The sequence below is a fragment of the Sphingomonas psychrotolerans genome (assembly GCF_002796605.1).
GTDB lineage: Bacteria > Pseudomonadota > Alphaproteobacteria > Sphingomonadales > Sphingomonadaceae > Sphingomonas > Sphingomonas psychrotolerans.
Genome location: NZ_CP024923.1, coordinates 191,990 through 214,885 on the forward strand (window position 1 = coordinate 191,990; position 22,896 = coordinate 214,885).

Genomic DNA, 22,896 nt, shown 5'->3' on the forward strand with positions numbered 1-22,896 from the left:
CGGCGGGGTGCCCGGATCGGTCGCTTGCGTGTCGGCCGGGCTATGGCCGCGCATGCCCGCGTCTGCTCCGCGTTCCTCGCCCCTCTTCGGGGTTGAAGACATGACTATCACCGTTGCTACCTTGGGATTTCCGCGCATCGGGCCGCGGCGCGAGCTGAAGCATGCACTCGAGGCCTATTGGGCCGGCAAGACGAGCGAGGCGGAACTGCTCGACGCTGCCTCGGGGCTGCGCACCGCCGGCTGGGCGCGGCAAAAGGCGCTGGGCGCGGACTGGCTGCCCTCGAACGATTTCTCGCTCTACGATCACGTGCTCGACACCAGCGTGATGCTGGGCGCGATCCCCGAGCGGTATCGCAGCGCCGACGGCGAAGCCGATCTCGCGACCTATTTCGCAATGGCCCGGGGGACGACCGGCGGTCATGACGCGTGCGGGCACGGCAGCGTCACCGCTTGCGAGATGACCAAATGGTTCGACACCAATTATCACTATCTGGTGCCCGAACTGGCCGCCGGCCAGAAGCTGGCGCTCAACCGGCTCAAGGTGGTCGACGAATATCGCGAGGCCAGGGCGCAGGGCTATGAAACGCGGCCGGTGCTGCTCGGGCCGGTGACGTGGCTGAGCCTTGCCAAGGGCCGCGGGGTCGATCCGTTCGAGATGCTCGATGAAGTGCTGGGGCTCTATGCCGCGATCCTCGGCCAGCTTGCTCATGCGGGCGCAGAATGGGTGCAGATCGACGAGCCGCTGCTGGTGCTCGATCTGGACGAGAAGCAGCGCCGGGCACTGACCCGGGCTTATGCCCGGCTGTCGCGCTCGGGGCCGAAGCTGATGCTCACTACCTATTTCGGCGGGCTCGGCGACAACCTCTCCTTCGCCGCATCCCTGCCGGTAGCAGGGCTGCACGTCGATCTGGTTCGCGCGCCGGAACAGCTCGATCCGCTGCTCAAGGCGGCGCCGAAGTCGTTGCTGCTGTCGCTCGGCGTGATCGACGGGCGCAACGTCTGGCGCGCCGATCTCGAGGCGCTGCTCGACCGGCTCGAAGCCATTGCGGCGACGCGCGATCTGGTGCTCGCGCCGTCCTGTTCGCTGCTCCACGTCCCCATGGATCTCGCGCTCGAAAAGAAGCTCGGTGACGTGGCGCAGTGGCTCGCCTTTGCCGTCCAGAAGGTCGAGGAACTGGCGCTGCTCAAGTGCGCGCTCAACGAAGGGCGCGACAGCGTTGCGGGAGAGCTGGCAAAGGCATCGCAGGCCGCGGCCAACCGCAAGACCTCGCCCCGCGTGCACAACCCCGCCGTCCGCGACCGTGTGGCCGGGGTGAGCGATGCGATGTACCAGCGCGCGGCGGACATCGCGGTGCGCGGCGCCGCGCAGGCGGCGGTGCTGGGCATGCCGGCTTTTCCGACGACGACGATCGGTTCGTTTCCGCAGACCAGCGAAGTCCGCAATGCCCGGGCGCGGTTCAATCGCGGCGAGCTCGACGCGGCGGCCTATGACACTTTCCTCCGCGAGGAGACCGAGCGCACCATCCGGTGGCAGGAGGAAGTCGGGCTCGACATGCTCGTCCATGGCGAGTTCGAGCGCAACGACATGGTCCAGTATTTCGGCGAGCAGCTCTCGGGCTTCGCGTTCACCGTCAATGGCTGGGTCCAGTCCTATGGCTCGCGCTGCGTGCGGCCGCCGATCCTCTATGGTGACGTCTCGCGGCCTGCGCCGATGACGGTGGAATGGTGGCGCTATGCCCAGAGCCTGACGACGCGGCCGGTCAAGGGCATGCTGACCGGGCCGGTGACGATCCTCAACTGGTCGTTCGTCCGGGACGACCAGCCGCGCGCCGACTCCTGCAAGCAGATCGCCCTGGCGATCCGCGACGAAGTGATCGACCTCGAGGCGGCGGGGTGCAAGGCGATCCAGATCGACGAGGCGGCACTGCGGGAAGGGCTGCCGCTGCGCCAGCGGGACTGGCAGACCTATCTCGACTGGGCGGTGGGCAGCTTCCGGCTCTCCGCGGCGGGGGTCGGCGATGCGACCCAGATCCACACCCATATGTGCTATTCGGAGTTCAACGACATCCTGCCGTCGATCGGCGCGATGGACGCCGACGTCATCTCGATCGAGACCGCCCGCTCGCAGATGGAATTGCTCGAGGGCTTTGCCGCCTATCGCTACCCCGGAGCGATCGGGCCGGGGGTGTACGACATCCATGCGCCGCGCGTGCCGGGCGAGGAGGAGATGGTCGCGCTGATCCGGCTGGCGCAGCAGCATCTGCGGCCCGAGCAGCTGTGGGTGAACCCCGATTGCGGACTCAAGACCCGGAAATGGGCCGAAGTGAAGCCGGCGATCGAGGCGATGGTCGCCGCGGCGCGGACGTTGCGGGTCTCCGCCTAGCACCGGAGCGTCGGGCAGGGCACCGAGCCCTGCCCGACGCCACCCACCCCTAACCCCTCCCTTTCAGGGAGGGGAATTTGTTAGTCCGCCGTCACCAGCGGATGCCGCCCGCGGAAATCGTCGAGGAGGCGTTCGATGATGGCGTTCTCGCCGTTGCTCCCCGAGGGGGCGACCATCCAGTTGCAATGCGGATGGGTCTCGGGACTGTAGACGCGGATCTTGCCCAACGCCGCGCGCCAGTCGCGCTTGCTGCCGCCGGCCTGACGCACCAATGCGGTCAGCAGCAGGTCCTGCAGTTCCACGACCGTCATTCGCTCGGGCGCCCGCCCGGCTTCCATTCGGGCTTGGCCTTGCTGTCCGCCAGGCTGCGCAGCGGCGCGACCAGCGACTGGATCGCCCGCGCCATGAACGGAATGTCGAGCTTGTCCACCGTGTCCTCGGGCGTGTGATAGGTCGGCACCGTCGCCCAGCCCGAGACGGTGTGCGCGACCACGCCCTTCAGTGCCAAGGCATAATTGTCCGAGCGCTGGAAGAAGTTCTGCTCAGGGTATGGATCGGTGGTGATCAAAGCGCCGTGCGCCTTCAAGGTCTCGCCGAAGGTCGAGCGTTCATAGCCCGTCATCATCATCGTGCCGGCGGGGAGCTTGGCGTCCTGCTGGCCGATCATCTCGATCTCGAGATTGGCGACGATGTCGCTGAGCGGCACCGGCGGATGTTCGGCGAACCAGCGCGCGCCGAAGCCGCCGGCTTCCTCGCTGCCATAAGCGACGAACAGGATGCCGCGGCGATGCTTCCTGCCCGCCAGCGTCCGCGCCAGCTCGAGCACCGCGGCGGTGCCCGAGGCGTCGTCATTGGCGCCGTACATCACCTTGCCGTCGGGGCGGACGCCGAGATGGTCGAGATGCGCAGTGACGAGCAGGACGCCCGCGGCCGGATCACTGCCGGGGAGATAGCCGAGCGCGTTGGTGGTGACCTGCGCCTGCTCGACCAGCCCGGGCAATTCGAGCGCTACATCGGTGCCGTCCTGCGCGGCGAGCTTGTCGAATGCGGCGTCGTTCAGCGCGACGACGGTCGGGCGGGGGCGGGGCGCTTCGCCCTTGATGGTGCGGGGGAGGCGGGGGCGGCCGCCGATCCGCTCGTAATAGGAGCGGGTCTGATCGGTGGCGCGGATGATCACCAGTTTGACCTTGGCCGGATCGACGCCGCCGGCGAACTGGAGCCCGTTTACCCCCGCGCCGGTGACGATCAGCGCGTCGGCGGCGGGGGCCTGCTTCGGATCGGTGCCGGCAAAGACCGCTAGCTTGCCGCGGACCGGCTGGCCGGTGGAGGAGAACAGCAAGGGGGCATCGACCGGCACCCCGTTGGCAGTAAGGACGGGCGGGCGATCGAGCCGCAGGGTGACGATGTCGATCGGTTGGGTGTAGCCGGTCATCCCCGGCGCCATTGCGAGCCCATAGCCGCGGAACATCGCTGCGACATAAGCGGCCGCCGCGGCCTCGTCGGGCGTCGCGCTGCCGCGGCCGCGCAGCGCCGGGCCGGCGAGCAGGTCGACATGGGCGCGGACATGATCGGGGGTGATCGTCGCAGGCGCGCGTTGGGCCAGAGCGGGCGCGGTGAGCCCCGTCGCCAGCGCGCCGGCGAGGAGGATGGTCTTCAGTCTGTGCATGATGCCCCGGTGGTTGGAATTCGCGCCGAGCTTAGGAAGCGGCGGAGCGGAGGGCAACGGGGCGCGGGCGGCAAGGCCCGATTTGGTTGACTGCTTGACTCGACTGCTTGACTCGAAAGCGGGTTTTGTCGGCGAAGTTGACTCATTAGAATATTGAAATATCACGATAATTTTTGTGGCGTGCTTGACTCGCTCGCAGGGTGCGCGACACCGAGCGCTACACCCGCGCCATGCAGGCGCCTGCTGCGCGACGCGAAGGTCGCGGGGGAGCGTCGGGCGAGTTGACCAAGGCATGGGACGTGCGGCGATCTGAGTTTTTACCGGCGACGGCGGCAAGGCCGACCGCCCGAGGCAAGCAGACGAAATCCTACATTGCAAGCGGCCCCGGGCGGCCGACCCTGAGGCAATGCAGCTTTTCTGACACACGACTTTGCCATGGAGCGTGGACACGCAAAATCCGGGGGCAAGTCAGATGATCCGCAAGACCATCCGATCGAGTTTGACTGCGCTTTTCCTGCTGTTGCCGAGCCTGTCGGTGTCCGCCGCGCCGGACCAGTTCACCGACGGGATCGAGCAAGCGCGTCTGGTGGGTTCGCTCAGGCTCGAAGGGGAATTGTTTCACGTTCAGGGGCTCGAGCTCGATCGCCGGCGGATCTGGGTCACGTCGGTCGATCAGGAAAACCGCAAGGGCTATATCCACGAGTTCGACCGGCGCACGGGCAAGCTCCTGCGGCGACGCGAGCTGACCGACGGGGCGCGCTATCATCCAGGCGGGATCTCGATTTCGGGGCGCTCGATCTGGGTTCCGGTCGCGGAATTGAAGCCGAACAGCTCGGCGATACTGCTCGAACTCGATGCCGACAGCCTGCGGGTCCGCCGCAAGATCCGCGTCGCGGACCATCTGGGGTGTGTCGCGGCATCGGGCCGCACGCTTGTCGCGGGCAATTGGGACAGCGAATTGCTCTACATCTTCGATCTGGCCGACAATGGCCGGGTCCGCACCGTGCCGAACCCTTCGCCGACGCACCATCAGGACATGAAGTTCGTCGACGGACAATTGGTGGCGGGCGGATCGCTGACGCTGTGGAGCGGCGCGGTCGACTGGATCGACTGGCCGTCGATGAAGCTTCGGCGGACATTGCGCTCCGGCGCGATCGGACCGGTCAGGCCGCTGGGCCGCGGCGGACCCTATACCGGCGAAGGCATGGCGATCGAGGGCCGCGAACTCTATGTCGTTCCGGAAGATGGCCCCAGCCGGCTGTTTCATTTTCGGTTGGACGGTGGCGGGGAGAGTGGGGCGGTTTTGCCGGCGTAGTTGGGCGTGAGAGGCGCGTTGCCGGCGCGGGACACTTGCCCGCTTCGCGCCGCGAGGGTCACAGCGAAGCGTCAGGCGGGTTGACCGGGCCATAGGACGTGAGGCGATCCGCGGTTGCTACGTGGCGGCGGCAAGGCCGCTCCCGCCCGAGGCAAGCAGACGAAATCCTGCTTTGCGAGGGGCCGATGGCTGTCAGAGCCTGCAGGCTAGGGGCGCGCAGCCTGCAGGAAGCCATGCATCCGCAGCCAGTCCGCGAACGCGCCGAACCAGCCGGTGCTCGTGGTGTCCTTTTTGTACATGCCGAAACCGTGCCCGCCCTGCTCGTAGAGGTGGAACTCGACCGGCCGCTTCGCCGCCCGCCAGTTCTCGATCAGGCCGAAGCCACTATTGCCGAAGAGCGGATCGTCGGCAGCGAGCGCGGCGAACATCGGCGGCGCGGCGGCAGGCACTGTCATCGACGCCAGCGGACCATAGATGTTGCCGATGAACGCGGGCTTCGCCTCCTCACCGGCGAGCGTGGTGGCCATCGTCAGCATCGCGCCCGCCGAGAAACCAATCATGCCGATCCGTTCGGGATCGATCCGCCATTCCTTCGCCCGCCGGCGGATCAACGCGAAGGCCGCGCGCGCATCGGCGATCTGCGGGGCGAGACCGGTGATCGCCGCATCGGGCGCGGGCCGCGGCGGTCGCGCCGCGCCGCTGAACATCTCGCGCATCGAGCGCTCGAACGCAGCCATATCCTGCGGGGTCTGGTTCAGGCGATATTTGAGCACGAATGCCGCGACGCCGCGGTCGGCGAGCGCCCTGGCGACATCCCAGCCTTCATTCTGCATCGACAAGGTCCGGAAGCCGCCGCCCGGCGCGACGACGATGGCGGCGCCGGTGGCCTTCGCCGGATCGGGCAGGAAGGGGGTGAGCGTCGCGACGGTGACGTTGCGCGCGAAGACGCTGCCATATTGGCTATGCCATGCCTCCGGCGCGGTGACGCCCGGCAGCGCGCCGGTTTTCAGTTCGATCGCGCCCGGCTGGGCCGGAGCCGCGATCGGCGTCATCCGGTCGTTCTGGGCGTGGGCGCGGGGGGCGAGCGCGCAGGTGGCGATCAAGGCAATCGCCGCCATGCCCGTGCTCATCCAGTGCCTCTGATTGGTGGTGCGCATCGTTCCCCTCCTCATTGTGCCGGCCGATTTTCGGCTCGACGTGTCGTTTCCGGCCTAGCGTGGACGCGGCGCCGAGATGCCGGCGTCGGTCTGGACGACGGGCTTCAGCGTGCCGTCGGCATTATATTGGAGATGCTCCACGGTGACCGCGCGGCGCCCGATCGATCCGTTCTGGTCGCCGATCGTGAGCGCGGCGTTATGGAGAAACAGGTACCAGTCGCCCTTGAACCGGGCGATCCCCGGGTGGATCGTGAAGCTGTATTTGCCCGATCCGGTGAGTTCGCCGCGCCACGTCCAGGGCCCCCGGATCGACGGCGCGGTGGCGTAGGATATCTTCTCGTCGCGGTGTTTCGACCGGTCGAGCGAGGCATAGGTCAGGTAGTAAAGCGGGCCGCGTTTGTGCAGCCACGGCCCTTCCTCGAAATGCGGCGGCGTGATCTCGGTGATCGGGCCGTCGATCTCGATCATGTTGGGCTTGAGCTTGGCGATATAGCATTGGCGGTTGCCCCACGCGATCCACGTCGTCCCGTCCTCGTCGGTGAACACTGTGGGGTCGATATCCTCCCAGCTATGGGTGCCCTTCGGCGTCATCTGGTTGGTGATCAGCGCGGCGCCCTTCGCGTCGACGAATGGGCCGGTGGGCGTGTCGGAGACCGCGACCGCGATCGCCTTGCCGGGGTGCGTATCGTCATGCTCGACCGCGGCGTAGAACCAGAATTTGCCGTTCTTCTGGATCGCCTGCGATGCCCAGGCGTCCTTCTTCGCCCATTTGAAGTCGGTCGCCTTCAGGATCGGACCGTGATCGGTCCAGCGCTTCATGTCGGTGGTCGAGTAGACGAGCCATTCGCGCATGTTGAACATCTCGTCGCGCTGCGCTTCGTCATGCCCGACATAGAGATAGAGCCGATCACCCACGACCAGCGGCGCCGGGTCGGCGGTGAACTTGTCGCGGATGAGGGGATTGGCCTGCGGAGCATCGGGGGCCTGTTGCGCCGCGGTACCGACCGGGCATGTTAGCGCTATCATAAATAGCGCTGCGAAAGCCTTGTCGCTGATACCCTTGCCCACCATCGCTCTCCGGATTGTTTGGGCGTAGAATAGTCGGACTAATCGCTTCGTCAATGCGGGCGGACGGTAAGCGGGACGAGAAGCTCTCTAGCGCTGCCGCTCAGCTTGGGAGCAAGGCACGCGCGCCGGCCTTGAGCGCGCGGTCGGCCAGCAAGATGTCGGCGGTGATCACGATGGCGCCGGGGGCCGATGCTTCCGCGATCCAGTCGTCGGCGGCGTCGAAGCCGTCGCTGACCACCACCCGGCTGAGCAAAGGGTGCGCGGGGATGCGCAGATGCTGGTTGCTCACCACCACGACGGCAACGTCGTGGCGCCAGGCGACCTTGTAGACCTCCTCCTTCACCGGGCAGGCGTCGCCGTCGACGAGGATCCCTACGCTCACCGCTGCGGCGGACGGGCGTGCGCATGGTGGGGGAATAGAAGGAAGAGGTGGCAGAGAGAGGGCTCGGAGGAGAGAAGTAGAAGGCTCTCACCCAACCCTCTCTCGCGAAGGCGGGAGAGGGCTAGAAGGCGCGGACGTATCGAGGGCGGTGGGGCAGCCGCCCGCCTGACCGCAACCACCGCCGCATGCAGCGGCCCTGCAGGATCGGGCGTAGCGCACCGTAGCGCCTGTCAGCCGACTGACCGGTGCGCCGACAGCAAGGCCCGTCGGAACGCCGGGTACAGCAGGGAATTGCCATATCCGCTGAGATGATCGCCGTCGAAGAATAAGGGCTTGTCGCCGCGCATGGCGCGGCAGGGGTCCTCGGGACACAGGTCGGCGAACGGGTCCCACACGGAAATGGCGGGGGCCGCATCTGCCAGCGTTCGCATTGCCGCGACCACGCTCCGGCGGCGGGCCAGCAATTCGTTCCGTCCGGCCGCCAGCCCTGCACGGCAGACCGGGTTGTTCCGGTTGAACCAGTCGGCACAGCGATAGGCCGGGCTCTGGAAGAGCGGCTTGGGTGCCTCGAACAGCATCGCCGCGCCCTTGCGGCCGAGCAGCCGCAGGAGTGCGAGAGCCTCGTCGATCGCTTCGGGCGGAACCGCCTCCGCGGGGCGGAGCGGATCGCGGCCGGCCGCCGGCGCTGCGGGGGCGTGGTGGAGGCGCAATCCGGGGAAGAAGATCACATCGCCCGCGGATGCGGAGGCGCGCACTTCGTCGAGTGCGGTCTTGTAGAAGGATCGGCAGCCGGGCCGGCTCGCCATGGTCTGGAGGAGCTCGAGGAACGGGCAGTGGGCGCGGAAATAGACCACGATCCTGGCGCCGCTCTCCGCGGCGAATTGGCGGAGATTGGGGGTGTAGGCGACGCCGTGCGAGTCCCCCAGGACGATGATCTTCGACGCCGGTCCCGCGCGCCGACAGTTTTCGGGCGACCAGCCAATCCTCGAGCCGCCGGCGATGCTTGCTTCCTCCTGACGGAGGGCGCAATTGGCCGGGCCGGGGTCGAGCGGACGATCGGGCTCTGCGTACCAGCTTGCCCGATCGCGAGTCACGCTCAGCGACAAATGCTGGCGGTTGCCCAGGAGGACCGTTCCGGTGAGGAATGCCAGCATGACCGACCCGAGCGCGATGCGGAGAATGCCCCCGCGGGCGGTCTTGCCGTGCCGGGCGCGGGTGCGGAGCGGGCGCTCGACCAGCCGATAGGACAAGTGCGCCAGCACGACCGAAACGGCGAGCGCGGCGAGCTGCAGCGCGAGGCTGTCCAGCCCGACGGTCCAGCGGAAAAGGACGAGGACGGGCCAGTGCCACAGATAGAGCGAGTAGGACAGCCGCCCGGTGAAGGTCGCGGGTCCGCTGCGGAGCAGCCTGGCGATGGCGAGTTCGGGGCAGGAACAGACCGTTGCGATCAGTCCGGCGGTTCCGAGCACCGGCAGCAAAGCAAGGGGAAAGGGGAAGAAGCCGGGAGCGGCGAAGCCCAGCCCGGCGGCGATCGCTGCCACGCTCACGGCGGCAAAGACGGCGCGGAAGGGACGGCTCGATGCGCCGAGCCGGGCGCGCCAGGTGGCGTGCGCCGTGCACAGCAATACGCCCGCGCCCAATTCCCAGAAGCGGCAGACGATCGAATAGAAAGCGAGCCTTGGCTGTGTCGCCCCGAACCAGGCGGCGAGGGTGAGCGAGAGGAGGGAAAGTCCGCCGATCACCCACAGCATGCGTGCGGGCGGCCCACGCCTGCTCCAGTACAGCAGAAGCGGGAAGGCGAGATAGAATTGCTCCTCGACGCCGAGCGACCAGGTGTGAGTGAACGGATTGAGCGTGGCCAGCGGCTCGAAATAGCCGTCCGCTCCGTTGACGAGCACCAGATTGCTGACACCGAACAAGGCAGCGAGGCCGACATGGGACGGGTCGCGGGCGAGCCAGCCTTGCGGCACGAAGAGCTGCGCCGCCAGCAAGGTCGCCAACAGCATGACGATCAATGCCGGCAGGATGCGGACCGCACGCCGCGCGTAGAAGTCGAGAGCCAGCGCCCGGAAGCTGGCGAAGTCGCGGGTCAGCAGCGATCGGGTGACCACGAATCCGGACACGACGAAGAACATGTCGACGCCGGTGAAGCCCCCGGGCAGGGCGCCCGGCCAAAGGTGGAAGACGATCACCGTCCCGACTGCGAGGGCGCGGATTCCGTCGATCTCCGGTATGTGCCCGGCCGACACAGATTCCTCGCGGTTCACGGCGCTCCGTTCCATCTGCAACACAGTGACCGCCTGATTAAGCACGATATGTTAACCGGCAGTGCCCGGGGGAGCGTGATGGTTGTCGAGACTTTGCGGGCTAATATCGCGCAGTCGCGCACGAGCGACTGCAGCTACGCCTGCTGACCCCGCTTCACCGCCACCACCGCCGTATCGAGCGCCTGCAGGAACCGCGAGCGATCCGTCGCCGCGAAGGGCTTCGGGCCGCCGAGCTGGTCGCCGCCCGCGCGCAGATCGGCCATGATCGCGCGGGTGGCGATGGCGCCGCCGATCGAGCTGGTGGTGAAGGGCTTGCCGGTGGGGGAGAGGACCCGCGCGCCGGCCTTGAGCGCGCGGTCGGCCAGCAAGATGTCGGCGGTGATCACGATCGCGCCGGGGGCCGATTGCTCGGCGATCCAGTCGTCGGCGGCGTCGAAGCCGTCGCTGACCACCACCCGGCTCAGCAAGGGGTGCGCCGGGATGCGCAGATGCTGGTTGCTCACCACCACGACGGCGACTTCGTGGCGCCAGGCGACCTTGTAGATCTCCTCCTTCACCGGGCAGGCGTCGCCGTCGACGAGAATTCGTACGCTCACCGCTGCGGCGGGCCCTTGCGCTGATAGGGCTTGGCCTTGTGCGGCCCCGACGGCGGCCGGCTGGGGTCCTGGCGGCGCAGGGTCGGGCGGCCTTCGCCCTGCGGCGGACGCGGGCCGCTATGGTGCGACGGACGGCCACCGCCACCCGGCGCCGGGCCGCGCGGGGCGCGCTCGCCTTGCGGCGGCGGGCCATCGCGCGAAGGCTCGATGCGGACATCCTCGTCGCCTTCGGTGGTGCGCGCGACGGCGGCGGCGAACTTGGCGGCGATCGCGCTGGGGACCTGGAAGAAGGTCTCGTTCGGGCCGATGCGGATCGCACCGATCTCGTTCTTGGTGATGTGGCCGCGGCGGCAGATCAGCGGGAGCACCCAGCGCGGATCGGCGTTCTGGCGGCGGCCGATGTCCATGTGGAACCACGCGATATCGTCGAAGCCGGGGCGGTGACGCTCCTGCTGCGCGGCGCGGCGGCCGTCGGACGATTGCTCGATCATTTCCTCGGGCTGCGGCATCGCGGCGCGGTGGGCGTGGACGAGCGCGGCGGCGATTTCCTGCGGCGACTTCTCGGCGAGCAGGCGCTCGGCGAGGGCGGCGTCTTCCTCGTCGGTCTCGACGGGGGCGAGCAGGGCGGCGAGCAGGCGCTCGCGATCATTGGCGCGGATCGCCTCGGGGGTCGGCGCGTCGATCCATTCGGCCTCGATGCGCGCGCCGCGCAGCATCATCTCGACGCGGCGGCGGCGGGGGTAGGGGACCAGGAGGACCGCGGTGCCCTTTTTGCCGGCGCGGCCGGTGCGGCCCGAACGGTGCTGGAGCGCCTCGGCGTCGCGCGGCAGCTCGACATGGATGACGAGGCTCAGCGTGGGGAGATCGATGCCGCGCGCGGCGACGTCGGTGGCGACGCAGACGCGGGCACGGCGATCGCGCAGGGCTTGCAGCGCGTGGTTGCGCTCGGACTGGCTGTGCTCGCCGGAGAGCGCGACCGCGGAGAAGCCGCGCTCGACGAGGGTGGCGTGGAGATGGCGGACATTGTCGCGCGTCGCGCAGAACAGCATCGCGGTCTCGGCCTCGTGGAAGCGGAGCAGGTTGATGCAGGCATGCTCGATGTCCGAGGGGGAGATCGTCACGGCCTGATAGGCGATGTCGCCATGGCCGCGATCCTCGCCGACGGTCGAGATGCGCAGCGCATCCTTCTGGTAGCGGCGGGCGAGTGCGACGATCGGCTTGGGCATCGTCGCCGAGAAGAGCAGGGTGCGGCGGCCGGCCGGGGTGGCGTCGAGGATGTGCTCGAGATCGTCGCGGAAGCCCATGTCGAGCATCTCGTCGGCTTCGTCGAGGACGGCGGCGCGGAGGTCCGAGAGGTCGAGCGCGCCGCGCTCGAGATGGTCGCGCAGACGCCCGGGGGTGCCGACGACGATGTGCGCGCCGTGGCTGAGCTGGCGGCGCTCTTTGGAGGCGTCCATCCCGCCGACGCAGGTGGCGATGCGCGCGCCGGTCTGGCCGAACAGCCACATCAGCTCGCGGCTGACCTGGAGCGCGAGCTCGCGCGTGGGGGCGATGATCAAAGCAAGCGGGGCACGGGCGGGGACGACGCGGCCATCCTCGCCGAGCAAGTCGCCGGCCATTGCGAGGCCGAAGGCGACGGTCTTGCCCGAGCCGGTCTGTGCCGAGACGACGAGGTCGCGGCCCAGGGCTTCGGGCTCGAGCACGGCGGCCTGGACGGGAGTGGGCGCGGCATAGCCACGCGTGGCGAGCGCTTCGCTGAGAAGCGCGGGGAGGTTCTGGAATTCCATGGAACCGCGCACATGGGGGTGCGGGACGCGAAGGGCAAGGAAATTCGCGGTTACCGGGACAAGTCGGGAAGCGACTACATCTCGAAGTCGATCCGGACGCTGGCGGCGGAGCGCTCGTGCGCACCGTGATAGACCGCCTCGATATTGTTGCCGTCGGGATCGAGCAGGAAGGCGGCGTAGTAACCGGGATGGTAATTGGGGCGCTTGCCAGGGGGGCCATTGTCCTTGCCCCCCGCGGCGAGCCCCGCCTTGTGGAAGGCGTCGACCATGGCCTCGTCCTCGGCCTGGAAGGCGAGATGGTGGCGACCGGTGAGCTTGCCGGCGGCTTCGGGGCCGTCTTTCGTCGAGACGAACAATTCGTCATACCAGAAATGGCTGTCGGCACTGCCGCCCAAGGGAATGTCGAGCACTTCGAACACCGCCTCGTAAAAAGCGCGACTGGCGGGGAGGTCGGCGACGACCAGCTGGATATGGTCGATCAGGCGGCCGCGGTGGAGTTGCATCGCTTCCATGACTGCGAAAACTTGCAGCACGCGTGGGCGGTTCCTGCACATTGTCGCATTAATGAGGCGTTCAGTCGTGGAGGAAGAAGTTCGCGCATCGGCTTGGAAGGGGGAATTGTCGCATGCGTCTGCTCGTGATCGCAAGTTTCGCCTTGGTGGTGGGGGTGCCGGCTTCGGCGCAGATCGCGGGATCGATGCGCGGGCTTTCGGGAAGTCCGTCGATCCGCGGGGACATCCGCTTGCCCAAGCCCGCCGGGCCGGGACTGGTACACAGCACTTCGGTGGCGCGTGAGGTTCGCGATATTCGCAGCGACATCGAGGCCGGCCGGAAAGCGGGCCAGCTCAGCCGAAGCGAAGCGCGGGCGCTGCGGCGGGAGGGCCATCGGATCGAATCGATGCGCGCGCGCTATTCCCAGGGCGGCTACACCGAAGCCGAGGTTGCGCTGCTGCGGAGCCGGACCGAGGCGCTACGCAGCGCAGTGGTGGCGAAGCGCAGTCAGGGACTGTCGGGCAATTGACCCTCAGAGCACCTGCGCGGCGGCCCAGCCGCTCGCCCATGCCCATTGGAAATTATAGCCGCCGAGCCAGCCGGTGACGTCGACTGCCTCGCCGATCGCGTAGAGCCCGGGGACCTTGCGCGCTTCCATCGTCTGCGACGAGAGCTCGGCGGTGCTGATCCCGCCGATCGTGACTTCGGCCTTGGCGAAGCCTTCGCTGCCGTTGGGGAGGAACGGCCAGCCGGCGAGGCGGCGTTCGGCCTCCTGCAGCTTGCGGTCGGGCAGGTTGGCGAGCTCGCCGGGGAGGGCGAGCTGCTCGGCCAGCGTCTCGGCGAGGCGGCCGGGAAGCGCGTCGGCAAGGGTTTTGCGCAGGGTCGTGCGGGGGTTGGCGCGTTTCGCCTCGGCCAGCCAGTTCGCGGGCCGGCCGGGGAGGAAATCGATCTGGATCGGCTCGCCGTGGCGCCAATAGCTCGAGATCTGGAGGATCGCCGGACCCGAGAGGCCGCGATGGGTGAAGAGCGCGGCTTCGGGGAAGGCGGCCTTGCCGGCGCGGGCGATCACGTCGGTCGCGACGCCGGAGAGTTCGCGGAACAGCGCCTGATCGGGCGGCAAAGTGAGCGGGACGAGCGCGGGGCGGGGCTCGACCACCTTGAGCCCGAAGCGGCGGGCGAGGTCATAAGCGAAGCCGGTGGCGCCCATTTTGGGGATCGAAGGGCCGCCGGTGGCGATCACCAAAGCGGGCGCTGCATCCGCGCCGACCGTGTAGCGGCCGTCGGCGTGATCGATCGCGCCCACGCTGCGCCCGGTGCGGATCTCGACCTGGCCCTGCGCGCATTCGTAGAGGAGCAGGTCGACGATCTGGCGCGCCGGGCCGTCGCAGAAGAGCTGGCCGAGCGTCTTTTCGTGCCATGCGATGCCGTGGCGCTCGACCAGAGCGAGGAAATCCTGCGCGGTGTAGCGGCCGAGCGCCGACTTGGCGAAATGCGGGTTGGCCGAGAGATAGCGGTCGGGCGCGGTGTGGATATTGGTGAAGTTGCAGCGCCCGCCGCCCGAGATCAGGATCTTCTTGCCGACCTCGCTCGCGTGATCGAGCAGCAGCACCCGGCGGCCGCGTTGGCCGGCGACCGCGGCGCACATCAGGCCGGCGGCGCCGGCGCCGAGGATGATCGCGTCATATTGGGGCATGATCGGGCGTTAGACGCGGGGGAGGGATTCGTCACCCCCGTGGAAGGCCGCGCGGACTCGACCCGAAGCGGTCCTTCGTCCAATCGGCTTGGGAGCGTCCGCCTTCGCACTGCGTTCGTGGCGACGGCGCATCACAAGAAAACGCGCCATGGAGAATGGGTGCCGAATGCGTGAACTAGTCCCTGCCTGGTTTCGGGCGACCGTCCTCCCGGCCTTCTTGCCGGCCGCGCTTTTCGCCGGGCTGTCGGCGAGCGCGCCTGCGTCCGCTCAGGACTATCCCGCGCGGAATGTGGGCGGCTGGACGGTGGCGGCAAGCAAGGACGCACGGGGCTGTTTCCTGACGAGAACCTACGCGGGAACCGGGGAAACGACGCTGCTTCTCGGCCTCGACGTGGATGGCGGCAACCGCGTCTCGGTGCTGAACGACAATTGGTCGATCAAGCCGAAGGCGCGGTGGAAGCTGACCTTCAAGCTCACCAGTGGCGGCTATTCCGACCACCCGGTCGTCGGAATGGCGTCGGACGGGAAGAAGGGGTTCGTCACCACCTTCGATGCGAAATTCCCTTCCCATTTCGCCGGGTCGAAGGCGATGCACATCTATCGCGGCAAGGTGCCGGTCGAGCAGCTGACTCTCGACGGGAGTGGCGCGGCGATCGCCGAGCTGCGCCGCTGCGTCGGCATGCACGCGGCGACACCCGCGACCGGCGTACGCGGGAAGGAGCGGTCCGACCGGATCCCGAGGGACCCGTTTGCACCCGACGCCCGGCGCCGGTCAGGGGAATAGGCCGTAGACTGGCGAACGAGGAATGGCCGACGTGGGTGGGTTTACGACAGTCGGCTTTTGGGCGACGAACCGCAAAAAGCAGACTCTGGGACAAACAACGGCCTGGGCAGCCAGGCCCCAACTTTCCGATGTTCAGGCGCTCCAACGCTCCTTTGAAATGCGTTGGAAGGACGCTCCCCGACGGCATCGACGTGACAGGTGGAGGTGTTAATTCGCAGGCCTGGTTCGCCGGCGTGCCGGCCCGCATCGCCCAGCATCCCGCGCAAATGATCGAAGAGCTGCTGCCACGGCATCGGCGGTGGGGTGCCGCACCGGCGCAGGCAGAGTGATGCTTCGGGCATCATCCGGAAGTCTGCGGATATCATACTTCAAGTGCGCGCCTTGACACAAAGTTCGACTTTCCAGGCGTGCATGGAGCTCTGAGGAACTAAGTTTACATGTTACACTAGCATGCCTCAGGCGCTAACTTTGGATGAGATATCAGATGCACGCCGTCATTGAATTGGATCCGACCTGCTTCTCGTCGGACTGCCCGAGCCGGGGCCTCTTCGATCAGATCGCCGACAAATGGTCGGCGATGGTGCTGGTGGTTCTGTCCGGCAAGCCGCATCGGTTTAACCTGATTCGCAGGCGACTGGAGGGCGTTAGCCAGAAGGCGCTGACACAATGTCTGCGCAGGCTTGAGCGCAACGGGTTGATCACCCGTCGCGTCGTTTCCCTGTCACCGGTAGCCGTAGAGTACGAGATCACCGCGCTGGGCCGTACTCTGCAAAAGCCGCTCGGCGAGTTGCACCAGTGGACGCTGGATAATCTCTCGGACGTCAATGCGGCACGCGAAGCCTTCGACGCTCGACAATCGGACGACGCCTTCGGTGGCGTTCAGCTGGGGAAACGCTCGGATTAAGCCTCGGCAAGTCGAGTGGCAGGTTTCCTCAACCCTACCAAGGCGACCAGCGGTGCCTAATTGACGCTAGGTCTACAATATATACCTAGGCATCCAGACTTACTGGAGTGTCAAATGAGCGATCTGAAACTGCTGACCCCGCTGAAGACCGACACGTTCGAATTCAGAAATCGCGTCTTCATGGCTCCCATGACGAGGGGCAGGTCGCCCGACCGCTTGGCGAACGATCTCACCGTGCGCTACTACGCCCAACGCGCCACAGCGGGCCTTATCATCTCGGAAGGCACGCAGATCAGCGAGCAAGCGATCGGCTGGATGAATACACCCGGGATCCACACCGCCGAACAGATCGACGGATGGCGAAAGGTCACCCGGGCCGTGCACGACGCCGGCGGCCTGATCTTCGCTCAACTTTGGCACACGGGGCGCGCGTCTCATCCGGACTTCCATGGCGGAGGCCTGCCTGTCGCGCCGTCGGCGGTGCCCTTCAACAGCCAAGCCTTCACACCCGAGGGGCCGAAGCCGGCCGTCACCCCCCGGGCCATGACCCTTGAAGAGATCCACAGCACGATCCTGGACTATGAGGCCGCCGCGCGCGCAGCGAAGGCCGCCGGTTTCGACGGCGTGGAGGTGCATGGTGCCAATGGCTATCTGCCGGCCCAGTTCCTCGAAGACGGACCCAACAAGAGAACCGACGCCTATGGCGGGCCTATCGAAAACCGCGCCCGTTTCCTGCTCGAAGCGACCGACGCTGCCATCCGGGTCTTTGGCCCGTCCCGCGTATCGGTCAGGCTTTCGCCCCGGATTCCTTATAACGACATGGGCGATAGCAACCTGGAAGGCACGTACATGTTTGCCGTCGAGGCTCTCGAGGCCAAGAAGGTGGGATTGCTTCACTTCATGGAACCGGCCCAGCTTCCCGATGGTCTCAAGCGGCTGGCGCCCGAAGCGAGAAAGCGGTTCTCCGGCCTGTTCATCGTGAACGTCGGATATGACAGAGAGAGTGGCGAACGGGCGGTCATGACGGATCTAGCTGACGCAGTGACCTTCGGAACGCTCTTCATCAGCAACCCTGATCTCCCCGAACGCTTCCGTCGCAGCGCCGCCTTGGCGCCGTCCGAGCCATCCAGCTACTACGTGGGCGACGAGCAAGGCTACACAGACTACCCGCCCCTCGGCTGAGGCTTTCCGCCCAGGCTTCATTCGCGATCCCGTCGCCCTCTTCAAAGACTAGAGAAAGAGAGCGGCGGGATAGAGATTTTCACCACCCTTGTTCCGCTGCCCACCCCACCCGGAAGATGTCCGTTTTGGGGACAGGCCGTTTTTGCGCTGGAACGGCTGACATCGGAGCGAAAGCGGCCGCGTCGTTGTACAAGTTCACGCCCCCCGGGCGCCGGCAGCAGTCCTGCCGGCATCCATTGACCCGAGAAGATGCACAGCCGGACAGAATCCGGATTGTTGGAACCCGAGAGGTGAGCTTGGATCGGTGGGCTTGGTTAATAGTTGAAAGAAAAAACATGTCGCATTCAGTGAGTAAGCTCGTTCCCGCAGTGCTTTTGATTGGTGCGGTCGGCCTCGGTGGCTGCGCGTCCAAGTCCTTCGTCCGGGAGCAGATCGCGCCGGTCAGCCAGCGCGTCGATGCGCTCGAGTCACGGCTGCAGGAGACCGACGGCACCGCCAAGGCGGCACTGGCAGAGGCGCAGGCTGCATCCGGCCTGGCGCAGCAGCATGGCCAGCGGCTCGACCAGCTCAATGGCCGTGTGGATGGTGTCGAGCAGCGGTTGCAGGCGCAGGAGAAGCGCGGAAAGTCGCCGCGCAATTGAGGCCGCAAGCCTGAATGCTGATATTCCCGGCGCTCGCTCCTGGGGGCGAGCGCCACTGCCGGTCGAGCGCTTGAATCAATGATCAACCTGTTTCTGGCGCTTGCCGGGCTTGCGAGCGTTTCGCCGGCCGCGGAGGTCCGGCCATCCGCGGCGGCGCAGCCCGCGGCTGAAATCACGCCTTCGGAGGCGGCTGTCCGGGTTGCCGACTGGATCGCCGCGTCGGGGGATAACCGCGCGCTGCCCTATATCATCGTCGACAAGGCGAATGCTTCGCTGTTTCTGTTCGACCGCAAGGGCAAGCCGCTGGGCAAGGTGCCGGTGCTGATCGGCGTCGCCACCGGGGATGATGCCAGCCCCGGCGTGGGCAGCAAGAATCTCGCCGAGATCGGCCCGGCGGAAAAGACGACGCCGGCCGGGCGCTTCCTGGCCAAATATGGCCTCGCCGCCGGGCGCAAGCGGGTCCTCTGGGTCGATTATGCCACGTCCGTGGCGCTTCACCCGATCCCCGGTAGCGCCAGCGCGAAGGAGCGTCGCCGCCAGCGGATGCTGTCGCCGACCCCGGACGACAACCGCATCACCTTTGGCTGCATCAACGTGCCCGGCGCCTTTTACAGCAAGACCGTGCGTCCGCTTTTCCAGAAAAAGGGTGGCTATGTTTACGTGTTGCCCGACACGAGGCCGCTGGAAGCGGTTTTCCCCCGATTGCGGGTTCAGGCTTTGAGCAACGCCACACCCTGACGGCGATTTGTCCAGGGCCGACGGCCTTCCGACGCGCGAACGAACGAAACTAGTGCAGCTTGGCGATGCTCAGTCCGTCGAGCTTGGCGCGTTCCTTGACCGATTCCTCGCTGCGGGTCAGCGCCTTGGCGATCGCGCGCAGCGGCATGCCCTTCTTGGCGAGGGTGTGCAGCTTCTGGATCTCGTCGGTCCGCCACGGCTGGCGGTGACGTTCGAAACGCTCGGACATTTTCGTCTCCTGTTCGGTTCGCGCAATGCCAGCCCGGCGAGGCTCTGACCATGAAGATTTCTGTGGAAAAGACGGGCGACGAGGGGCCGGGAGCGGCCCGCGGCATGCGGATCGGGCAGGTGGCCGGGCTCGGCGAGTCGGCGCGCCGGCACTGTCACTCGCCCGGGCTTGCCGCGTTTGTGCCCGGCCGGGACCCGGTTTGGTCGCCTGACGCCGGCGCAAAGAAACGGGGCGGGGCTCTTTTCGAGACCCGCCCCGCATTGTGTTCGTCCGGCGCGCCGGCCCTGGCCGGCGGCAGCCTTACTTGACGTGCTTCGAGATGTGCTTGTTCATTTCGAACATCGTCACCTTCTTGGTGCCGAAGATTTTCTCGAGCTTGTCGTCCGCCAAAATTTCCCGCTTGTTTTCAGGGTTTTGGAGGTTGTTCTTCTTGATGTGATCCCACATCTTGCTGACGATCTCGCTGCGGGGCAGGTCGGCGGTGCCGACGATCGCGGCCAGCTCCGGCGAGGGCGTCACCGGCTTTGCGATGCCACCACGTGCTCCGCCAGCTGCTTTAGTTTCGGCCATTCTCTCTTCTCCTGTTCGCACCCGTTTCCGGGCTATTCCTTCGTCAGCGCCGCGGGCTTGTGCGAAGCCTTCCCGCCGTTGTCGCTCTCGACGATGTACTGTGGTTCGTGCCGGGATGCACGCACCTGACCCCCTTTGATATGGGTATCGTGCGTCTGTCTAGAGAGCAGTTTGCCTTGCGCGGTGCCTCCGGGCGATTTCCAGCCGACCCGATCGCCCTTCTTCAGATGCTCCGCCACCGCCATTGCTCCCCTTCTCACAGGTTAAGCGCTGGGGAACGGGCGCGGTTGCATGCGACGGGCGCTTCGTCTCGCCGCAGGTTCGGCTCGGCGGAAACGCGCGCGGCGGGGATGATGGCCGCGGCCGCGATGCCATGCTATCAGCCGGCGATCGCGCGGGAGGGACGGAATGCGGTTGCTGGTTTTGGGTGGATTGCTGGTGCTGGCCGGATGCGGCGGTGGTGGAACCACCGGCACCAATTACTCGGATCCGCCCCCCATGGCGGATATCGTCGCGACGCCGACGCCCAAAGCGAGCGCCTCGCCCACGCCGGAGGCGGCTGCCGTCGAGAACCAGACCGCAGTGGAGAATGCCGCAGAATTGGTCGAAGCGCCGGACAACGCCGTCGAATAAGCGGTCAGGCGGCGCGGCGGACCTTGGCGAAACCTTCGAAAGTGGCGCGGACATCGGGCGCGGCGTTCGCGGCCAGCGCTTTCACGCGCTCGATGAAGCGATCGGCGTCGGCGCCGGAGGTACGGTGCGCCATCGCCCATTCGCCGAATTCGCGTTCCTCGATGACGCGACGCGACAATATCACGATCGCGCGGTGGCGCGCGTCCTGGCGGATCCGTTCGAACGCGGCCTCGACCTTGTCTTCGGGGCCTTCGAGCGCCTGGAGGAAACGGGTGCCGTCCGAATAGAGCAGCCCGGTGATGGCATCGCGGCGATTGTTGGTGCGCGAGGCAGCGAGGATGGCCGCCGGATCGGCGGGCGCCGCATTCGGGCTGACACTGCTCACATAGACGAGTTGAAGCATCCGGCTTTCCTTGGTGTTCGTGCAGCGATGGATCGCTATGCCAATATAATAAGAGCATTTTCTCAAGATTGCCGGCGACGGTGGACAATCGCGGCGCCGCGCGGCATTATTGTGCCCGTGACCGACGCGCTGCACCTTCTGCGACTTATCCGCCCTTAGGGGCCGGACCGCCGCACGCGCGCACGTCTCTAAGGGCAATTGGCCTAAGGGCAAACCAGACCTTCCAGCACGACCTGGCACGCGCTACGGCGCGGCCGCGACCCTCGAGAGGCGAAGTCCCATGTTGCGCGACCCGAGCGTAAAATACCGTCCCTTCCCGCAAGTCGATCTGCCCGACCGGCAATGGCCGAGCCGGACGATCACCCAGCCGCCGCGCTGGCTCTCCACCGACATGCGGGATGGCAATCAGGCGCTGATCGATCCGATGGACGGCGAGAAGAAGCAGCGCTTCTTCGACCTGCTGGTCAAGGTCGGCGTCAAGGAGATCGAAGTCGGCTTCCCCAGCGCCGGCGCGACCGAGTTCGACTTCATCTCGGGGCTGGTGCGCGAGGGCCGCATCCCCGACGACGTGATCGTCCAGGTGCTCACCCAATCGCGGCAGGATCTGATCGAGACGAGCTTCCAGTCGCTCAAGGGCGCGAAGAAGGCGATCGTCCATCTCTATAATGCGGTGTCGCCGGCGTGGCGGCGGATCGTGTTCGGGATGAGCCGCGACGAGATCCGCGAGATCGCAGTCGCGGGCGCCAAGGTGCTGCGCGACGAGGCGGCCAAGCAGCCCGATACCGACTGGCATTTCGAATATAGCCCCGAGACCTTCTCGACCGCCGAGCTCGATTTCTCGGTCGAGGTTTGCGAGGCGGTGATGGAGATCCTGCGGCCGACGCCCGAAAAGCCGCTGATCCTCAATCTGCCCGCGACGGTCGAGGCGGCGACGCCCAACATCTATGCCGATCAGATCGAATGGTTCGGGCGCAATATCCGCAACCGCGAGTCGATCGTGATCAGCCTGCACACGCATAACGATCGCGGCACCGGCGTCGCGGCGTCGGAGCTGGGATTGCTCGCCGGCGCGGACCGGGTCGAGGGCTGCCTGTTCGGTAATGGCGAACGGACCGGCAATGTCGATCTGGTGACGCTGGCGCTCAACCTCTACACCCAGGGCGTCGACCCGGGGCTCGACTTCTCGAACATCGACGAGGTCATCCAGACGGTCGAATATTGCAACCGGCTGCCGGTGCATCCGCGGCATCCCTATGCCGGCGAACTGGTGTTCACTGCCTTTTCGGGAAGCCATCAGGACGCGATCAAAAAGGGCTTCGTCGCGCAGGAAGCGCGCAACGACGAATTTTGGGACGTGCCGTATCTGCCGATCGATCCCAAGGATCTCGGTCGCGATTACGAAGCGGTGATCCGGGTCAATTCGCAATCGGGCAAGGGCGGCGTCGCCTGGGTGCTCGAGCAGGATCGCGGGCTCAAGCTGCCGAAGCGGATGCAGGCCGATTTCAGCCGCCACGTCCAGGCGCTGGCCGACGAGACCAGCCGCGAGCTCAACGCGGCGGACATCCGGCAGAAGTTCGAGGCGGTGTATCTGCCGGGCGAGGGCGATCGCATCGCCCTGGTCGACTATGAGGAAACCGGCGCGGCGGGGCAGCGGGTGTTCGTCGGCCGGATCGCGGTGGACGGTGTCGAGCAGTCGATCTCGGGGCGCGGCAACGGGCTGATCTCGGGGGTGATCGACGCGCTTGCCGGGACGACGGGGCCGTCGCTCGATGTGGTCGATTATAGCGAGCATGCGATCGGGCATGGCGCCGATGCGCAGGCGGCTGCCTATGTCGAGTGCCGGACCGCGGACGGGCGGACGGTGTTCGGGGTCGGGATCGACGCGGATATCGCCACGGCTTCGGTGCGGGCGGTGCTGAGCGCGGCGAACCGGGCGGCCTAGGCGGCGGCTAGACCAGCCGCTCTCGCCTCTTTCTGTGGACTGCGCGGCTCGGTGGACCCCGGCA

Annotated in this window: 24 protein-coding genes and 1 pseudogene; 11 read left to right on the forward strand and 14 right to left on the reverse strand. The window is 66.8% G+C overall.

Annotated features, from left to right (window positions below; all coding sequences use genetic code 11):
• Positions 1–100: 100 nt before the first annotated feature.
• Positions 101–2,383: a 5-methyltetrahydropteroyltriglutamate--homocysteine S-methyltransferase gene (gene metE, locus CVN68_RS00875; RefSeq protein WP_100280533.1), complete on the forward strand. Its 2,283-nt coding sequence runs from the start codon at positions 101–103 to the stop codon at positions 2,381–2,383.
• A gap of 80 nt (positions 2,384–2,463) precedes the next feature.
• Here the strand turns inward: metE and CVN68_RS00880 are convergent, their stop codons facing one another.
• Together CVN68_RS00880 and CVN68_RS00885 are read right to left on the reverse strand one after the other, a co-directional pair.
• Positions 2,464–2,694 (reverse strand): hypothetical protein, encoded by a 231-nt coding sequence (locus CVN68_RS00880; protein ID WP_100280534.1) that lies wholly within the window; start codon positions 2,692–2,694, stop codon positions 2,464–2,466.
• The gene (locus CVN68_RS00885) at positions 2,691–4,049 is read right to left on the reverse strand and encodes a M28 family metallopeptidase (RefSeq protein ID WP_100280535.1); all 1,359 of its coding nucleotides are present in this window, start codon (positions 4,047–4,049) and stop codon (positions 2,691–2,693) included. Before CVN68_RS00885 ends, CVN68_RS00880 begins: the two co-directional genes overlap by 4 nt.
• Positions 4,050–4,521: 472 nt before the next feature.
• Here CVN68_RS00885 and CVN68_RS00890 point away from each other — a divergent pair, with 472 nt between their 5' ends.
• Complete coding sequence (locus tag CVN68_RS00890; protein ID WP_100280536.1) at positions 4,522–5,364, forward strand: DUF6454 family protein; 843 nt, start codon at positions 4,522–4,524, stop codon at positions 5,362–5,364.
• 206 nt (positions 5,365–5,570) lie between these two features.
• On the opposite strand, the gene CVN68_RS00895 is transcribed toward CVN68_RS00890, so the two are convergent.
• From CVN68_RS00895 to CVN68_RS00925, 7 genes and pseudogenes are all read right to left on the reverse strand, one after another.
• Entirely contained in the window at positions 5,571–6,521 is a 951-nt protein-coding gene (locus CVN68_RS00895) for an alpha/beta hydrolase (RefSeq protein ID WP_407695525.1), read from the reverse strand.
• Positions 6,522–6,575: 54 nt separating this feature from the next.
• Positions 6,576–7,547, reverse strand: coding sequence for a glycoside hydrolase family 43 protein (locus CVN68_RS00900; protein ID WP_100284136.1), 972 nt, complete (start codon positions 7,545–7,547; stop codon positions 6,576–6,578).
• Between the two features lie 145 nt (positions 7,548–7,692).
• Positions 7,693–8,007 (reverse strand): annotated as a pseudogene (locus CVN68_RS00905) (DUF188 domain-containing protein); the annotation flags it as partial.
• 194 nt (positions 8,008–8,201) lie between these two features.
• Positions 8,202–10,238: an acyltransferase family protein gene (locus CVN68_RS00910; protein ID WP_158298642.1), complete on the reverse strand. Its 2,037-nt coding sequence runs from the start codon at positions 10,236–10,238 to the stop codon at positions 8,202–8,204.
• A 134-nt stretch (positions 10,239–10,372) separates the two neighbouring features.
• The gene (locus CVN68_RS00915) at positions 10,373–10,834 is read right to left on the reverse strand and encodes a YaiI/YqxD family protein (protein WP_100280540.1); all 462 of its coding nucleotides are present in this window, start codon (positions 10,832–10,834) and stop codon (positions 10,373–10,375) included.
• The gene (locus tag CVN68_RS00920) at positions 10,831–12,621 is read right to left on the reverse strand and encodes a DEAD/DEAH box helicase (protein ID WP_100280541.1); all 1,791 of its coding nucleotides are present in this window, start codon (positions 12,619–12,621) and stop codon (positions 10,831–10,833) included. The genes CVN68_RS00915 and CVN68_RS00920 overlap by 4 nt, the downstream gene beginning before the upstream one ends.
• Before the next feature lie 74 nt (positions 12,622–12,695).
• Positions 12,696–13,154, reverse strand: coding sequence for a VOC family protein (locus CVN68_RS00925; RefSeq protein ID WP_233503502.1), 459 nt, complete (start codon positions 13,152–13,154; stop codon positions 12,696–12,698).
• A gap of 92 nt (positions 13,155–13,246) precedes the next feature.
• On the opposite strand from CVN68_RS00925, the gene CVN68_RS00930 reads away from it, so the two are divergent.
• Positions 13,247–13,642 carry a hypothetical protein gene (locus CVN68_RS00930; protein ID WP_100280543.1) on the forward strand — a complete coding sequence of 132 codons (396 nt, stop codon included), beginning with the start codon at positions 13,247–13,249 and terminating at the stop codon, positions 13,640–13,642.
• Positions 13,643–13,645: 3 nt separating this feature from the next.
• On the opposite strand, the gene CVN68_RS00935 is transcribed toward CVN68_RS00930, so the two are convergent.
• The gene (locus tag CVN68_RS00935) at positions 13,646–14,806 is read right to left on the reverse strand and encodes a BaiN/RdsA family NAD(P)/FAD-dependent oxidoreductase (RefSeq protein ID WP_100280544.1); all 1,161 of its coding nucleotides are present in this window, start codon (positions 14,804–14,806) and stop codon (positions 13,646–13,648) included.
• Between the two features lie 166 nt (positions 14,807–14,972).
• Here CVN68_RS00935 and CVN68_RS00940 point away from each other — a divergent pair, with 166 nt between their 5' ends.
• From CVN68_RS00940 to CVN68_RS00960, 5 genes are all read left to right on the forward strand, one after another.
• Positions 14,973–15,590 carry a hypothetical protein gene (locus CVN68_RS00940; protein ID WP_100280545.1) on the forward strand — a complete coding sequence of 206 codons (618 nt, stop codon included), beginning with the start codon at positions 14,973–14,975 and terminating at the stop codon, positions 15,588–15,590.
• A gap of 484 nt (positions 15,591–16,074) precedes the next feature.
• Positions 16,075–16,494, forward strand: coding sequence for a winged helix-turn-helix transcriptional regulator (locus CVN68_RS00945; protein WP_100280546.1), 420 nt, complete (start codon positions 16,075–16,077; stop codon positions 16,492–16,494).
• 114 nt (positions 16,495–16,608) lie between these two features.
• Positions 16,609–17,676, forward strand: coding sequence for an alkene reductase (locus tag CVN68_RS00950; protein WP_100280547.1), 1,068 nt, complete (start codon positions 16,609–16,611; stop codon positions 17,674–17,676).
• A 335-nt stretch (positions 17,677–18,011) separates the two neighbouring features.
• Positions 18,012–18,317 (forward strand): hypothetical protein, encoded by a 306-nt coding sequence (locus tag CVN68_RS00955; RefSeq protein WP_100280548.1) that lies wholly within the window; start codon positions 18,012–18,014, stop codon positions 18,315–18,317.
• Positions 18,318–18,395: 78 nt separating this feature from the next.
• The gene (locus tag CVN68_RS00960) at positions 18,396–19,055 is read left to right on the forward strand and encodes an alpha/beta hydrolase family protein (protein WP_100280549.1); all 660 of its coding nucleotides are present in this window, start codon (positions 18,396–18,398) and stop codon (positions 19,053–19,055) included.
• Between the two features lie 49 nt (positions 19,056–19,104).
• Here CVN68_RS00960 and CVN68_RS00965 read toward each other — a convergent pair whose 3' ends face one another.
• The gene (locus tag CVN68_RS00965) at positions 19,105–19,284 is read right to left on the reverse strand and encodes a hypothetical protein (protein ID WP_025494730.1); all 180 of its coding nucleotides are present in this window, start codon (positions 19,282–19,284) and stop codon (positions 19,105–19,107) included.
• Between the two features lie 50 nt (positions 19,285–19,334).
• On the opposite strand from CVN68_RS00965, the gene CVN68_RS22915 reads away from it, so the two are divergent.
• A complete protein-coding gene (locus tag CVN68_RS22915) occupies positions 19,335–19,592 on the forward strand; it encodes a hypothetical protein (protein ID WP_158298643.1) in 258 nt (85 codons plus the stop codon).
• Here CVN68_RS22915 and CVN68_RS00970 read toward each other — a convergent pair.
• Both CVN68_RS00970 and CVN68_RS00975 read right to left on the reverse strand, forming a co-directional pair.
• Positions 19,585–19,854 (reverse strand): SWIB/MDM2 domain-containing protein, encoded by a 270-nt coding sequence (locus CVN68_RS00970; protein ID WP_077507897.1) that lies wholly within the window; start codon positions 19,852–19,854, stop codon positions 19,585–19,587. The two genes, CVN68_RS22915 and CVN68_RS00970, sit on opposite strands and share 8 nt — an antisense overlap.
• Positions 19,855–19,886: 32 nt before the next feature.
• A complete protein-coding gene (locus CVN68_RS00975; protein WP_100280550.1) occupies positions 19,887–20,099 on the reverse strand; it encodes a hypervirulence associated TUDOR domain-containing protein in 213 nt (70 codons plus the stop codon).
• A 163-nt stretch (positions 20,100–20,262) separates the two neighbouring features.
• Here CVN68_RS00975 and CVN68_RS00980 point away from each other — a divergent pair, with 163 nt between their 5' ends.
• Positions 20,263–20,487: a hypothetical protein gene (locus CVN68_RS00980; protein WP_100280551.1), complete on the forward strand. Its 225-nt coding sequence runs from the start codon at positions 20,263–20,265 to the stop codon at positions 20,485–20,487.
• Between the two features lie 4 nt (positions 20,488–20,491).
• Here CVN68_RS00980 and CVN68_RS00985 read toward each other — a convergent pair whose 3' ends face one another.
• Positions 20,492–20,890 carry a BLUF domain-containing protein gene (locus tag CVN68_RS00985; RefSeq protein ID WP_100280552.1) on the reverse strand — a complete coding sequence of 133 codons (399 nt, stop codon included), beginning with the start codon at positions 20,888–20,890 and terminating at the stop codon, positions 20,492–20,494.
• Between the two features lie 280 nt (positions 20,891–21,170).
• Between CVN68_RS00985 and leuA the strand changes: the two genes are divergently transcribed.
• A complete protein-coding gene (leuA, locus tag CVN68_RS00990) occupies positions 21,171–22,832 on the forward strand; it encodes a 2-isopropylmalate synthase (RefSeq protein WP_100280553.1) in 1,662 nt (553 codons plus the stop codon).
• Positions 22,833–22,896: the final 64 nt, after the last annotated feature.